Origin of the sequence: Actinoplanes sp. NPDC049668, from assembly GCF_044465445.1 — a bacterium.
In the GTDB taxonomy this organism is placed as follows: Bacteria; Actinomycetota; Actinomycetes; order Mycobacteriales; family Micromonosporaceae; genus Actinoplanes.
This window is the reverse complement of the sequence record NZ_JBITLR010000006.1, coordinates 102,454-116,030: the sequence shown is the minus strand read 5'-3', so window position 1 is coordinate 116,030 and position 13,577 is coordinate 102,454. Positions and strand designations below refer to the sequence as shown.

The window sequence follows — 13,577 nt, the reverse complement described above, 5'->3', positions numbered from 1 at the left end:
CTCACTGCCAGCGCTATTGCGCGTTTTCGCACATCACCTTGATCGGCACGTCGACGTCCGGCGCGTGCCCGGGCGGCCACGGCGAGCCGTAGAGCTCGGCACACATCACCACGGTCATCCACGGGACCCACGGGCCGCGCAGCATGATCGGCTGGGCACCCTGGAAGTAGAGGTTCACCGACCAGTCGAGCGGGTTGGGCTGCACCAGGATGAGGGAACGGAAGTCGTACGACGCCCCGGCGAGCACCAGCCGCTGACTGGTGACGATCGCCGCCTGCCGCCCGTCGCCGCGCCAGCCGTCCCGCTTCTCGGTGCTGTGCCCGGTGAAGAAGAGGCCGCCGCTGGCGAAGATGCTGCTGGAGTAGTCCACCTTGGTGGACAGGTAGGCGGACACGTCGACGAGGAACGAGCCGTACTGCTTCTCCCCGGGGCCCAGCTCGATCGTCTGCGCGACGGCGGCGGGGTGGCCGCCACGCTGCACGAGCCGGACCAGCATGGACATAGAACGCCAGCCCGCATCGGTCTGCTCGGCGTTGTACACCCGGGTTGGCACCTTGGATTTCACAAGGAACACCCTGGCATGCCGAAATAGGCGATCACCAGTCACTTCGCCCGGCCGTGAGCTGAAATGTCCGTAGCGTGGAGGTTAGCTGGCCGAACGTCCGGTGCGTGCCAACGATGGACGGGACCGCCGACGGGGGACACCCGGCGTGTCACGGTTGATCATCTGGCCGCCGTGTGAGCAGCGCCTACGCGCGGGCGGCCCGGCGCAGGAACTCGGCGTTGGAGCCGGTCGTCCGCAGGTGGTCGAGGAGCTGCTGCAGGCTCTGCTTGCGGTCCTGACTGCCCAGCGCCCGGCGGAGCTGGTGCATGAGGGCCAGTTCGGCGGGCGCGACGAGCGTCTCGTCGTGCCGGGTGCCGGAGCCGGTGACGTCGATAGCCGGGAACAGCCGACCCTCGGCCAGCGCCCGGTCGAGCTTGAGCTCGGCGTTACCGGTGCTCTTGAACTCCTCGAAGATGACGGTGTCCATCGCCGATCCGGTGTCGACCAGCGCGGTCGCCAGGATGGTCAGCGAGCCGCCGTTCTCGATGTTGCGCGCCGCGCCGAGGAACCGCTTCGGCGGGTAGAGCGCGGTCGAGTCGAGGCCGCCGGACAGGGTGCGCCCGCGGCCCGGCGCCGCCAGGTTGTACGACCGGCCGAGCCGGGTGATCGAGTCGAGCAGCACGACGACGTCCCCGCCGGCCTCCACCAGCCGCTTGGCGCGCTCGATCGCGAGCTCGGCCAGCGCGGTGTGGTCGGTCGGCGGCCGGTCGAAGGTGGCCGCGATGACCTCGCCCTTGACCGAGCGCTGCATGTCGGTGACCTCTTCGGGCCGCTCGTCCACGAGCACGACCATCAGGTGGCACTCGGGGTTGTTCTGGGTGATCGCGTTGGCCATCGCCTGCAGCACCATCGTCTTGCCGGCCTTCGGCGGCGAGACGATCAGGGCGCGCTGGCCCTTGCCGATCGGCATGACCAGGTCGATGACCCGGGTGGTGAGCAGGTGCGGTTCGGTCTCGAGCCGCAGCCGCTCCTGCGGGTACAGCGCGGTCAGCTTGTAGAAGTCGGGGCGGCGGACGGCCTGCTTCGGGTCCTCGCCGTTGATGGTCGCCACCTCGAGCGTCGCCGGCCGGTGGCCGCCCGGCACGCGGGCGACGCCGGTGACGTGATCACCGCGGCGCAGGCCGTGCGTCCGGAGCTGTCCCGACGCCAGTGGGATGTCGTCGGGGCCGGGCAGGTAGCCGTCGGCGCGCAGCCAGGCCTTGTCGTCAACGATGTCGAGCAGGGCGTCGACCGCTACCTCGGCGGCCGGCGCACCGGGACCGTTGTCCACCGGCCGGTTGCGGGGCCCGGTGCCGGCGGGCCGGCGACGGGTCTGTGCGGTACGGCGTCCGCCGGAGCGAACGTCGGTTTCAGTCATGGGGGTAACTCCTCATTTCAGGGTGCGCGGAAAACGCGCGAGCGAGGCTGCGGAAATACCCACTACGCCTCAGGAAGAAAAGAAAACCGGGGCCGGTCTTTCGAAACTCGGCTGATTGGGGACTCCCAGGGGGCGGCTCTGCCGCCTACGTCCAGGTCCCGACTGCGTTAAAGGTAGCGCGCCGGGCCGGACCCTACAACCCGCCGGGCGGCCGGCGTCCCGTAAGCGCCGTCGTGTCCAGTAAATCGCGTTGAAACCGTTTGCGGGCGGGGACATACTCGCGCCCATGCTGGATGAGCCGGACGGCCTGGATACCGCCGAGCTGCTGGCCGGGCTGGCGGAGGGCTGGGGAATTCGGGCCCGGTCCGCGCGGTACCGGCCCGTCGGGTTCGGCAGCTACCACTGGACGACCGACGACAACTTCCTGACCGTCGACCGGGTCGACGACGACCGGGCGTTCGGGTCGCTGCGGCGGGCGCTCGACGCCACCCTGGCCCTGCGCCGGACCGGGCTGGAGTTCGTGGTCGCGCCGCTGCCGGCGCGGACCGGGTCGGCGGCGCTGCGGCTCGGCCCCCGCTACGCCCTATCGGTGTACCCGCTGGTCGACGGCGAGGCGGGCCGCTTCGGACCGCACCGGCCCGAGGACGTGCCCGAGGTGCTCGGGCTGTTGGCGCGGCTGCACCGGACCGCGGCACCGGCCACCGCCGAGCGCCTCGACCTGGCCCTGCCGGGCCGGGCCGGGCTCGTCGATCTCGGCCGGCCGTGGACGGGCGGCCCGTTCGCCGAGCGGGCGTGGCGGCTGCTGAGCGACCATTCCGTACGCCTGAGCGACATGCTCGCCGAGTACGACGGGCTCGTCGCCAAGGCGGAGGCGACGCCGCAGAGCTGGGTGGTGACCCACGGCGAACCGCATCCCGGCAACCTGATGCGGACCGCGTCCGGCCTGGTCCTCGTCGACTGGGAGACCGTGCGGATCGCCCCGCCGGAACGGGACCTGTGGCTGGTCGACGGCGACCACGGCGACCCGGCCGCGTCGGCGCTCTTCCGGCTGCGGTGGCAGCTCGCCGACATCGCCGGGTACGCCGACGAGCTGCGGCGGCCGCACGAGGCGACCGAGGACATCACCGCGGCCTGGACATACCTGCGGAGCTACCTCGCCTGAATCGGCGCCGGACGCTACCCTCGCCGCAATGATTGACACCGATGCTGCCACGGTCCGCTGCACCCAGCGCGCGTACCTGTTCCTGGAGCGCGACGTCGTCACCGGCGACCCGCCATACACCGCGGACGAGCTGGAGCTGATGGCCTTCGAGCCGGACGAGGTGACCCGGCTGGCGGGCCTGCGGCCGACCGCCATGTGGCGGCGCGGCGACCCGCATCCCCGCTTCCGGACGCCGCGGCGCTTCAGCGGCTGGCACTACGAGCTGCCGGCCCGCGAAACCCACATCACCGAGCACGTCCTGAAGGAGCTGCTCGACGCCGTCGAGCCGTACGCGGAAGGCATCGCCGCGGCCCGCGACGGCCTGGGCATGCGCGCGGGCATCATGATCCTCATCGAGATGCAGGGCGACCGCGACGAGGACGGCGACGTCTCGGTCTCCACCGCGACGATCGCCTACAGCGCCGCAACCCTGCACCGGCTGGCCGCCCTCGACCTGAGCCTGGAACACGACCAGTACGTCCTGGTCGACTGAGGAGGACGGGCCATCGTCACCCTTGGACGGTTCGGGCCACGCGGCGCGACTCGATCGCCGCCTGGCGGAGCATCCCGCCCAGCGTGACGTCGTACCCCATGAAGAACAGGCCCGGGCGGGCGGCCGCGCCCCCGTGCACCAACGGCACGCCGGTCTCGTCGAACAGCGACGGGTCGTCGAACAGCTCGTTCAGCCCGGTTCCGTACCCGGTGGCCGCGATGACCACGTCCGGCTCGATGCTCGTGCCGTCCGCCAGCACCACCGACGTCTCGGTGAAGCTCTGCACGGCGGCGACCGGGCGCACCCGCCCGGCCACGACATCCCGGACGATGCCGACGTCCTGCAACGGCACGTAGCGCTGGGTGCGCAGCCGGGTCTTCAGCCCCTCGGCCGGGCGGTCGATGCCGTACGGCCGCAGGTCCGGCATCTCCATCCGGGCCATCGTGGCGGCAATCGCGTTGAAGGCCCGCTCCGGCAGCAGGCGACCTAGCAGGAGACCGTTCAGCTGCGCCGGCCAGCCCGCCGTCTCGCGGCGCACGATGTGCGGCGGGGTACGGATCGCGAGGCTCACCGAGGCGGCGCCGCCCTCGGCCAGGTCTGTGGCGATCTCCGCGCCGCTGTTGCCCGGACCGACCACCAGGACGTTCTTGCCCCGGAAGGGCTCGGCGTTGCGGTACTGCGCGGAGTGAACCAGCGTGCCCGTCCACGTCTCCCGCCCGGGCCACGGCGGCACCACCGGCGTGTGCAGGTATCCGGTCGCGACGACCAGAGTCCGCGAGGACAGCTCGGAGCCGTCCTGCAACCGCAGCGACCAGCGGGCGGCGCCGGGCTTGACGCCCTCCACCGTCGTCCCGGTCCGCACGTCGATCCCGAAGCGCTCCGCGTACGCCTCCAGGTAGCGCACCAGGTCATCCCGCCTGACCCAGCGGCCGTACGACCGGGGGATGGGGAATCCGGGCAGGCCGGACAGGCTGCGGATGGTGTGCAGGCGCAGCCGGTCGTACCGGCCGCGCCAGCTGGTGGCCACTCCCGGGCCGCGCTCGAGGACGACGCAGTCCACGCCGCGGGCCTTCAGCTGAGCAGCCACGGCGAGGCCGGCGGCGCCGGCCCCGAGCACAGTCACGTTTTCCATGCGCAGCAGTGTGCTCGACGGCTGAGTCGCAAGTCACGCAGGGTGCTCACATTGATGATCTCCGAAGCCCGCTTCGGTACCCTCTTACCCGCTCTGACGACGAACGTCTGACTTGGGAGACGGATGGAAGACCAGGATGGCACCGCCGCCGAGAGGTTCGCCGAACAGCTGCGAACGCTGCGGACCGCCGTGGGCAACCCGTCATTCCGGAGGATGGCCGGGCGATCGGGCCGGATCTCCCACACGACGCTGCACGAGGCCGCCGCCGGGACCCGGTTCCCCTCCTGGGAGACCACGCGCGAGTTCGTCCGGGCCTGCGAGGCGGACGAGGTCCAGTGGCGGCGCCGATGGGAGGACGCTCAGCCCCTTGGGCCGGCGCCCGCCGTCGAAGAGCCCGTCCTGTCCGGCGTCGTGGTGCCGATGAACCGGGGCGCGCTGCAGACGGCGGACCGGGACGAGGTCACCGATGCGCGCCGGCAGCGGTTGCCGTGGCTCGTCGCCGCGGCCGCGGTGGCGGCGATGATCGTCGTCCTGGGCGTCACCGTCCGCGGCAACGCATCCCGGGACGGCGCCGGTGCCGGCGCCGGCGTCTTGCCGCCGTCACCCTCCAAGTCGTCGGAGACGTTGATTCCCGGGGACGCCAGCAGATTCGTCGCCGACGTCACGATCCCCGACGGCACGCGGGTGAAGGTGAACGCCCGCTTCGTGAAGGTGTGGGCGATCGCCAACGTGGGATCGGTCGCCTGGCAAGGCCGGTACCTGGCGCCGGCGAACCCCGGCGGCGACGACGAAGGCTGCCTGGTGCCGGACCGGGTGGCGATCGGCGACACGGCACCCGGCGAGCAGGTGATGATCAGCGTCCCGGTCACCGCGCCGAGCCGGCCCGGCCAGTGCTGGGTCGCCTGGAAAATGGTCGACGAGCACGGGCGGCCCTACTTCCCCAGCCGCCGGCCGGTGTACTTCCAGGTCACCGTCACCGCCTGACCAATCTGACAACACCGCGTCCGCCGAGGTCAGCGGCGGTCTGACGGATCTGACAGAACGACGGGGGTACCGAACAGCAGATCTCTTCTCGCAGGGTGGTGTCCGTTCCCAAACGCGACTCCACACCGATGAGGAGGATCGACCATGCGCCGTACCTGGATGGCCGCCGGGCTCGCCGGGCTCTGCGTGGCCGTCGGCGGCCCGGCCCACGCTTGGGCCACGGCCGCGCAGCCCGTCGTTGACATGGGTGCCACCGTCCTGGCCGCACAGATCGACCCACGCCGTGCCGACCACACGCTGACCCCGGGCGCGAAGAGTTCCGTGCTCGCGGTCGAGCAGGCACTCCAGGCCCGGAATCTGCTGAACGCGCAGTGGGTCGACGGCTACTTCGGCACCGAGACCGTCTCGGCGTACGCGGCCTATCAGCGCTCGCTGGGCTACACCGGCCTGGCCGCGAACGGGCTGCCCGGCACGACGTCGCTGACCAAGCTCGGGCAGAACCGGTACACCGTCGGCAACACGATCGGCCCGGGCGCGAAGGTGCAGCGCGACGGGTTCGTCGTCGACGCCCGTACCCAGGCGATGCTGGCCGAGGCCCAGCGCCTGCTCGGCCAGACCCTCGTGCTCGAGCAGGGCTCGTACAACCCGGGCGGCGACCCGACCTCGGCCGGTACGCACGACGGCGGGGGCGTGGTCGACATCGGGGTCACCGGCATGACCGCCGCCAGGCGCACCGCCGTCGTCCGGTCCCTGCGCCAGGTCGGCTTCGCCGCCTGGGTCCGCGACCCGAGCCAGGGCGACTGGCCGTGGCACATCCACGCCACGGCGATCAACGACACGGACCTGTCCAGCCAGGCGCAGCATCAGGCCGGCGACTACTACCTCGGCATGAACGGCCTGGCCAACCGGGGCCCGGACGACGGCCCCCGGATTCCGATCAAGACCTGGGAGCAGTACCAGCGCGGGCAGTGACCCGCAAACCACCCCTCACCGTCCACGAGAGGACACCATGAACATCCGCAAGAGCCTGGCCGCAGTCGGCGCCGCACTCGCCGTCACCACGTCCATCCTCGGCGCCGCCTCGCCGGCGTCGGCCGCGGCCCGCGACGGGGACTGCGACAGCGGCGAGTTCTGCTACTACTACAACAGCAACCAGGAGGGCTCCGTCTCCGACTTCACCGAGTCGGTCGAGGACTACGGCACGACGCAGCCGTCCTGCTACGAGTTCAAGGGCGCCGGCAACGGCCAGGGCGTGTGCGTGAAGAACAACGCGGCGTCGGTGTGGAACCGCACCGGCAAGACCGTGCGGGTCTACTTCAACAGCGACTTCGCCGGCGCGACCCAGGACTTCGCGTCCGGCGCCAAGGGCAACCTCAACGCGACGCTGAAGAACAACAACGCCTCGCACAACATCGGCGCCTCCGGCGGCAGCACCTTCCCCGCCGACCCGCGCGCGTCCGAGGCCGTCGCGTTCGCCCGGGCCCGGCTCGGCGCCACCGACTGGAACAACGAGTGCGAGCTCTTCGTCGAGCGGGCGTTCGGCACCAGCGGCCGATTCGCCTCGGCAAAGACCCACTACCAGTGGCAGCGCGACAACGGGCGCATCCACACCGGCTCGGTGCCGCCCGCCGGAACCGCGGTGTTCTTCACGTCCACCTCGCAGTACGGACACGTCATGCTCTCCATCGGCGGCAACAGCGCCATCAGCACCGGGCCGACCGTCTACCAGACCAACACGTTCCGGAACCGGTCCGACTACCTGGGCTGGGCGTACGTCCCGAGCGGCTGGTGACCATGCTGAGGAGGATTCCGGCCGCGCTGGCCGTCCTGGTCGCGGCGCTCATCGGCGTCGCGGTGGCGCCGGGTGCGGCGTCCGCCGCCGACCGCGACGGCACCTGCGACAGCGGCGAGTTCTGCTACTACTTCAACAGCGACCAGGCCGGCTCGGTCTCCGACTTCACCGAGTCCCAGGACGACTACGGCACGACCCAGCCGTCCTGCTACGAGTTCAAGGGCGCGGGCGAAGGCCAGGGCGTGTGCGTGAAGAACAACGCCGCGTCGGTGTGGAACCGCACCGGCCGGACCGTGCGGGTCTTCTTCAACAGCAACTTCGCCGGCGCGAGCCAGGACTTCGCGTCCGGGGCGAAGGGCAACCTCAACGCCACGCTGAAGAACAACAACGCCTCGCACGAGCTGCTCAGCACGGGCGGCCCGACCGGCTGCACCACCGACGGCACCAACAGCAAGCTGCCGAGCACCATCCTGGTCTACCGGGTCGGTCTCGGCCGCGTCGACCGGGTCGACTTCAAGACGTACGTCAAGAACGTCCTCCCGAACGAATGGATCACGAGCTGGCCGGACGCCTCGCTGGAGGCCGGCGCCATGGCCGTCAAGAGCTACGGCTGGTACTGGGCGCTGCACTCGACCCGCAAGACGTCCGGCGGCCAGTGCTACGACGTCCGCGACGACACCGGCGACCAGGTATACCGGCCGTCGTCGGCGCAGGCTTCGACGTCCTCCGCGGTGGACCGCACCTGGTCGACCCGGATGGCCCGGAACGGCAACATCCTGCGGGCGCACTACTGCGCGACCACGACCGCCTGCGGCGGCTGGGTCGACGGGGACTGGCTCTCGCAGTACGGCTCGCGTGACCTCGCGAACGCGGGCAAGAACTACCAGGCGATCCTGCGCCACTACTACAGCGACGTGGCCATCTCCTGACGCGTTGCGCGCCGTCCACCGCGGACCCGCGGTGGGCGGCGTGCCGGGTTAGTATCGCCGTCCATTGATTAATCGTCGGGGGCGATGATGCGAAGACTTACCGCGCTAATGGCTGCGGCCACGGTGCTGCTGCCGGTCACCCTGGTGAGCGCGCCCGCTTCGGCCGCGACCGCGACCGCGTACCTCACCGTCATCACATACGACCGCAGCGGCGCGAAGCTCAAGGCGCCCTTGCACCTGATCAACCTGGACAACGGCCAGGAGTACCGGGGCACCAGCCTCAAGGCCAAGAAACTGAAAAAGGGCAAATACGCGGTCCTCACCAACGTCTACTCGACCAAGGACGGCACCGACACGCTCGGCGCGCGGGTGCTCAAGGTCTCGGGCAGAACCACCACGACGATCGACGCCCGCCGTGGCAAGCCGGTCAAGCTGGCCCTGGACAAGAACCCGGGCGACGCGTTCCGGCAGGAGCTGCGCGCACAGATCTGTGCCGACTCGGACAGCTCTTTCACCGAGATCGGGGCTTGGAACGTGCCCGGCAAGCTGTTCGTCATCCCCAACTCGTCGAAGCGCCTGCAGTTCGCCTACAGCTCCAACTGGTCGGACGGGGCGATGGGCAACCTGTGGATGGTCGCCGGTGCCACCAAGTCCGCCGTGCCCGCGGGTGTCAGCCGCACCTACCGCACCGCCTCGCTCGCCACCGTCACCGGACGGGTCAAGCGCGGCCCGGCCGGCAGCGACAACGTCAGCCTGACCCTGGAGGAGCACACCCCGTGCCACGCCGGATACGGCGCCTCCGCCTTCTCCGGGATCAGCCCGGTCGTCGCCAAGATCCATGCCAGTCCGGGCAGATGGCGCCTGGAGGCCGACTGGTGGGGCACGGAGAGCGGCGGCGCCAGCGCCCACATGGGCTTCGACGTCCGCAATCTCACCCTGGCCGCGGGCAAGTCGTACTCCCGCAGCTTCTTCAGCGCCGCCTGGGGACCGGGCCGAAACCTGCCCGGCATGTACTCCAGCACGCTGAGGTTCGACACGTCGCTGATGTTCACCGACCCCTCGTACGACGAGTACTCCGAGGCCAGCGAGCGATCACGGGTGACGCTGTACAACGGCGCGAACAAGGTGGTAAAGGCGCAGTGGCGCACGGATTGGGAGGGTAAGGGCCCCGAGTTCAGCACGAAGATCAAGAAAAAGGGCTGGTACCGGCTGGAGGTCGACGCTAAGCGGTACCGGCCCGGCATCAAGCACCCGGCCGACATGCTCTCGCCACGCGCGCAGGTGACTTTCGGGATGAAGCTGAACCCCAAGGCGAAGTCCCGCCACGCCGACGTGATCCTGCCGCGGATGGTCCCTGCCGGCCTGGACATGAACAACCGGGCGAAGGCGAACTCCAGCACGGTCCTCGAGATCCGCCCAGACCGCCGCAGGAACACCCCGGACCTGAAGCTCGGGAAGGTCACCGCCAAGAAGGTCACCGCGCAGGTGTCCTTCGACAACGGCAAGACCTGGCGATCCGTACCGGTCAAGAAGGTCGGCGGCCGCTGGCAGGCCACGATCCAGAACCCGGCGAGCGGCGCGGTCGCGCTGCGCAGCCGGATCACCACCACGAAGGGCGAGTACGCGCAGGTGACGATCTACCGGGCGTACACCGTCGGCTGACCGGTGAAGGGCCGGCGGGTTCGTCCCTGCCGGCCCTCCCACTCAGATCTTCGTCTCTGCCGGCCGTTCCGCTCAGACCGCGGCGAGGATCCGGGCCAGCTCGGCCGGCCGCGTCACCATCGGCCAGTGTCCGGAGTCGATGTCGACCAGGTCGACGTGCTTGGCCCGGGCCAGCTCGGGAAGCTCGCCCGCGGCGATCCACTCCCGCGCCTGCGCCGGCGTGAACTCCGGGCAGACCAGAACGACCGGGACGTCGAATCGCCGCTCGTCGCTCAGCGCCACGACACCTCTGGCCACGCCCTCGGGAACCGGGATCGCCGCCGCCGCGAACGCCCGCCGGGCCGGCTCATCGAGGTCGGCGGCGTCGGCACCCTCGAACGGCGCCCAGCCGGGAAACGGCATGACGCCGCCGGCGATCTCGAAGAAGTCCGCGTACGGCTGCCCGCCGGCCGACGGGAACCCGCCGATCAGCACCACCTTGGCCACCCGCTCGGGCCGCGCGTCGGCCGCCATCCAGGCCAGGGTGCAGGCGGCGGAGTGCCCGACGACCACCGACTCTCCGGCACCGGCGTCCACGGCGGCGAGCACCGCGTTCATCTGGTCGGCCAGCGTCGCCGCCGTGTTCCCGTCGCCCTGACCCGGCAGTGTCACCGCCACCGCACTGCGGCCTGCCCGTGCCAGCTCGGATACGACGCCGGCCCACGCCGACCCGTCGAGCCAGAGGCCGCCCAGGAGCACCAGCTGTTGTTCGCTCATGACGCCAACCTAGAACCGATTCCGGACGATCCGCTTCCGGTACCGTTTTCGCTGTGCGAACCGTTCCGAGCCCTACCGCCCGCGCCCTGCGCACGCTCGAAATCCTGCAGGCGGCCCCCGGCACCACGGCCGATCAGCTCGCCGCGCAGCTGGGCGTGACCGAGCGGGCCGCGCGACGCTACGTCGGAATCCTCCGCGAGGCCGGCATCCCGGTCGAGCCGAGCCGCGGTCCCTACGGCGGCTACCGGCTCGGCCGCGGCACCCGGCTGCCGCCGGTCGTCTTCACCCAGGAGCAGGCCCTCGGCCTGGTCATGGCCGTGCTCGACGGGCAGCCGTCCGCCATCGACGCCGACGACCTGGTCGGCGCGGCGCTCAGCAAGGTCATCCGGGCGCTCCCGGACAGCGTCGGACGGCAGGCGGCCGCGCTGCGGGACCACGCCGCGGCCACCCCGGACCGGCACTCGGCCCGCGCCGACCCCGCCACCACGAGCACCCTGGTCGCCGCCGTCGCCGACCGCCGCCGAGTCCTGCTCACCTACCGGGGCGAGAGCGGCGAACAGTGGGACGCCGAAGTGGACCCGTGGGCGGTCGTGGTGCGCCACGGCCGCTGGTACCTGCTGTGCCACTCGCACCGCGCGGACGCGATCCGCACGTACCGGATCGACCGGATCCGCGCGGCGCGGCAGCTGCCGCACGCCGCCACCGCGCCCGACCACCTGGACCCGGTCGCCATGCTCGAGGAGAACCTGGGCAAGGGCTGGCGATACCCCACCCGCGTCCTGTTCCACGCCCCGCGAGCCAAGGTCGCCCCCTGGATCCGTCCACCGATGGGCCGCCTCGACCCCGACGGCGACCGCTGCATACTCGTCGGCAGCACCCAGAACCCGGCCATGTACGCCCAGGAATGGCTGAGCGTGATCCCGTTCGACTTCACCGTGGAAGAAGGCCCCGAACTACGTGACGCCGTGGCCGCCCTCGCGGCCCGCTTCACCGCGGCACTCCCGCCCCCTCCTGTGGACGGGCCTCAGCCTGCTGAGTGAAGGCTCATCCGCTGGCAGGTCGTCCGCCGCCCGATCGTGTCCCCACATCGGGTTCAGCGACAGATAGACGTTGATGAAGAAATGGCTTCCTCATCGGTCCACATTTCGACGAAATTGCCACTGCACTAATCACTGGAATCGCCCACGTAGACAGAAACGAGCACACTCGGTCGCATTCGACCCGGTAGGCTCTGGTGCAGGCGGCGATATACCCAGCAATGGCGGCGCCATCTATGCTGCCGCGATGATTGATCTTGGCGACGTCGGCGAACCGCGGCGCTCCCGGCTCCGCACCTACGTCGCCGTGACCGCGGCCGCCCTCCTGGCGGCCGGCGGCACCGCCTACCTGGTACGCAGTTCCGGCGGCAGCGTCTATTCGGCGCAACAGCTTCCCGGGGCGCAGGTACGTTTCGAGGTGGAGACGGCGAGCGGCAGCGCTCTGCAGATTGCGTGGGACATCGGCCCCGCGCACATCGGCCGCAAACTCGGGGAGCCGAAGGGCGAACCGTTCCCGACGCCCTGGTCGACCACCGTGACAGTGGACGACGACCAATTCCTGGAGCTCGCGCACATCGGGGCCATTTCTTCGGACACCGACAAGGTGACGTGCCGCATCTTCATCGAGGGCGATCTCGTCTCGGAGGACGCCGCAGATCGGGCCGCGATCTGCAACCTCGGCATCGAGAAGCTCAAGGAGCTTTTCGGCTGACGATCCCGCCGGGCCGTTCAGCGCGGCACTCATGCGGCCCAGCGCCTATTCACACAACCCGTCGGCCACCTGGCGCGCGGTCATCGCGCGCGGCAGCGTCTCGGGCTGGCCGTCGGCGAGCGGCCGGTCCGCGATGTCGGCCCAGACCTCGGCGAAGGCCTCGAACAGCGCGGGCGTGAGGCCCGCCGCGGCCTGCGACCGCGCGATCTCCCGCATCTCGGCGACATAGCGGTGCGCCTTGGTCGCGGCCAGGCCCACCTCGTACGGCGTTCCGAAGCCCTCGCCGAGGTCGGCCATCACCGGCTCGAGTACGCCATGCGCCGACGCGGACCGGATCGCCTGCGCCATCAGGCCCATAAGTCCCTTGTAGACCGAAGCGGTGGACATCTTCACCGCGCTCGCGGCACCGATGCGGTCGCCGACCACCACCGGTCTGGCGTGCGTCCAGCGCAACGCCGCGACCTCGGCGGCCCGGGGACCGGAGAGGTAAAGCGTCGCTCCGGGCCGTACCGTCGGCGGCGGACCCGAGATGGAGCCGTCCACGAAGTCGAAGCCCGCCGCGGTGACCACCTCGGCGGCCGCGGCCGCGGTCGTCGGCGAGACGGCGTTGAGGTCCACCACGAGCGGCCGGGCTCGGGACGCCCCGGCCATCGCGGCGATCTCGGCGGCGGCGTCGGCCGCAGCCCCCGGCGGCGTGACGACGAGGATCACGTCCGCCTCCGCCACCACGTCCGCCGGCCGGGCCACGACGCGCAGCCCGGCGGCCTGCGCCAGGCGCGCCGTACGCGCCGACCGGCCCGCCAGCGAGGTGACGACGTCGTGCCCGCCCTCGCGCAACGCCCAACCGAGCCCCGAGCCCATGTGTCCGGCACCGACCAAGCCAACGATCTCCATCCGCGCAATCTAGCGTGTTTATGC

Annotated in this window: 13 protein-coding genes and 1 pseudogene; 9 read left to right on the top strand and 5 right to left on the bottom strand. The window is 70.8% G+C overall.

The window, feature by feature from the left end; all coding sequences use genetic code 11:
• Positions 1–13 precede the first annotated feature (13 nt).
• Entirely contained in the window at positions 14–565 is a 552-nt protein-coding gene (locus ACIBSW_RS25205; RefSeq protein WP_354719139.1) for a hypothetical protein, read from the bottom strand.
• Positions 566–749: 184 nt separating this feature from the next.
• Positions 750–1,955 (bottom strand): annotated as a pseudogene (gene rho / locus ACIBSW_RS25200) (transcription termination factor Rho); the annotation flags it as partial.
• A 292-nt stretch (positions 1,956–2,247) separates the two neighbouring features.
• On the opposite strand from rho, the gene ACIBSW_RS25195 reads away from it, so the two are divergent.
• Positions 2,248–3,123, top strand: a complete 876-nt coding sequence (locus ACIBSW_RS25195) for a phosphotransferase (RefSeq protein WP_354719138.1) — start codon at positions 2,248–2,250, stop codon at positions 3,121–3,123.
• Positions 3,124–3,151: 28 nt separating this feature from the next.
• On the top strand, positions 3,152–3,655 hold the full coding sequence (locus tag ACIBSW_RS25190; RefSeq protein WP_354719136.1) for a DUF4279 domain-containing protein: 504 nt from the start codon (positions 3,152–3,154) through the stop codon (positions 3,653–3,655).
• Between the two features lie 16 nt (positions 3,656–3,671).
• Here the strand turns inward: ACIBSW_RS25190 and ACIBSW_RS25185 are convergent, their stop codons facing one another.
• The gene (locus ACIBSW_RS25185) at positions 3,672–4,787 is read right to left on the bottom strand and encodes an NAD(P)/FAD-dependent oxidoreductase (RefSeq protein ID WP_354719134.1); all 1,116 of its coding nucleotides are present in this window, start codon (positions 4,785–4,787) and stop codon (positions 3,672–3,674) included.
• A gap of 123 nt (positions 4,788–4,910) precedes the next feature.
• On the opposite strand from ACIBSW_RS25185, the gene ACIBSW_RS25180 reads away from it, so the two are divergent.
• The 5 genes from ACIBSW_RS25180 (at position 4,911) to ACIBSW_RS25160 (ending at position 10,154) form a co-directional block, all read left to right on the top strand.
• On the top strand, positions 4,911–5,771 hold the full coding sequence (locus tag ACIBSW_RS25180) for an NBR1-Ig-like domain-containing protein (protein ID WP_354719132.1): 861 nt from the start codon (positions 4,911–4,913) through the stop codon (positions 5,769–5,771).
• Between the two features lie 144 nt (positions 5,772–5,915).
• Positions 5,916–6,743: a peptidoglycan-binding protein gene (locus ACIBSW_RS25175; RefSeq protein ID WP_354719130.1), complete on the top strand. Its 828-nt coding sequence runs from the start codon at positions 5,916–5,918 to the stop codon at positions 6,741–6,743.
• A gap of 37 nt (positions 6,744–6,780) precedes the next feature.
• Complete coding sequence (locus ACIBSW_RS25170; RefSeq protein WP_354719129.1) at positions 6,781–7,563, top strand: peptidase inhibitor family I36 protein; 783 nt, start codon at positions 6,781–6,783, stop codon at positions 7,561–7,563.
• 2 nt (positions 7,564–7,565) lie between these two features.
• Positions 7,566–8,492, top strand: a complete 927-nt coding sequence (locus tag ACIBSW_RS25165; protein WP_354719127.1) for a SpoIID/LytB domain-containing protein — start codon at positions 7,566–7,568, stop codon at positions 8,490–8,492.
• Between the two features lie 108 nt (positions 8,493–8,600).
• Positions 8,601–10,154 (top strand): hypothetical protein, encoded by a 1,554-nt coding sequence (locus ACIBSW_RS25160; protein ID WP_354719125.1) that lies wholly within the window; start codon positions 8,601–8,603, stop codon positions 10,152–10,154.
• Positions 10,155–10,226: 72 nt separating this feature from the next.
• Here ACIBSW_RS25160 and ACIBSW_RS25155 read toward each other — a convergent pair whose 3' ends face one another.
• Complete coding sequence (locus tag ACIBSW_RS25155; protein WP_354719123.1) at positions 10,227–10,910, bottom strand: alpha/beta hydrolase; 684 nt, start codon at positions 10,908–10,910, stop codon at positions 10,227–10,229.
• A gap of 53 nt (positions 10,911–10,963) precedes the next feature.
• On the opposite strand from ACIBSW_RS25155, the gene ACIBSW_RS25150 reads away from it, so the two are divergent.
• Both ACIBSW_RS25150 and ACIBSW_RS25145 read left to right on the top strand, forming a co-directional pair.
• Positions 10,964–11,950: a WYL domain-containing protein gene (locus ACIBSW_RS25150; RefSeq protein WP_354719122.1), complete on the top strand. Its 987-nt coding sequence runs from the start codon at positions 10,964–10,966 to the stop codon at positions 11,948–11,950.
• A 304-nt stretch (positions 11,951–12,254) separates the two neighbouring features.
• Entirely contained in the window at positions 12,255–12,659 is a 405-nt protein-coding gene (locus ACIBSW_RS25145) for a hypothetical protein (protein WP_404799454.1), read from the top strand.
• Between the two features lie 45 nt (positions 12,660–12,704).
• On the opposite strand, the gene ACIBSW_RS25140 is transcribed toward ACIBSW_RS25145, so the two are convergent.
• Entirely contained in the window at positions 12,705–13,553 is an 849-nt protein-coding gene (locus ACIBSW_RS25140) for an NAD(P)-binding domain-containing protein (RefSeq protein ID WP_354719118.1), read from the bottom strand.
• Between the last annotated feature and the right edge of the window lie 24 nt (positions 13,554–13,577).

Coding starts and splice junctions, on each gene's coding strand:
- ACIBSW_RS25195 (WP_354719138.1), top strand. CDS start 2,248: ATGCTGGATGAGCCGGACGGCCTGGATACCGCCGAGCTGCTGGCCGGG.
- ACIBSW_RS25190 (WP_354719136.1), top strand. CDS start 3,152: ATGATTGACACCGATGCTGCCACGGTCCGCTGCACCCAGCGCGCGTAC.
- ACIBSW_RS25185 (WP_354719134.1), bottom strand. CDS start 4,787: ATGGAAAACGTGACTGTGCTCGGGGCCGGCGCCGCCGGCCTCGCCGTG.
- ACIBSW_RS25180 (WP_354719132.1), top strand. CDS start 4,911: ATGGAAGACCAGGATGGCACCGCCGCCGAGAGGTTCGCCGAACAGCTG.
- ACIBSW_RS25175 (WP_354719130.1), top strand. CDS start 5,916: ATGCGCCGTACCTGGATGGCCGCCGGGCTCGCCGGGCTCTGCGTGGCC.
- ACIBSW_RS25170 (WP_354719129.1), top strand. CDS start 6,781: ATGAACATCCGCAAGAGCCTGGCCGCAGTCGGCGCCGCACTCGCCGTC.
- ACIBSW_RS25165 (WP_354719127.1), top strand. CDS start 7,566: ATGCTGAGGAGGATTCCGGCCGCGCTGGCCGTCCTGGTCGCGGCGCTC.
- ACIBSW_RS25160 (WP_354719125.1), top strand. CDS start 8,601: ATGGCTGCGGCCACGGTGCTGCTGCCGGTCACCCTGGTGAGCGCGCCC.
- ACIBSW_RS25155 (WP_354719123.1), bottom strand. CDS start 10,910: ATGAGCGAACAACAGCTGGTGCTCCTGGGCGGCCTCTGGCTCGACGGG.
- ACIBSW_RS25140 (WP_354719118.1), bottom strand. CDS start 13,553: ATGGAGATCGTTGGCTTGGTCGGTGCCGGACACATGGGCTCGGGGCTC.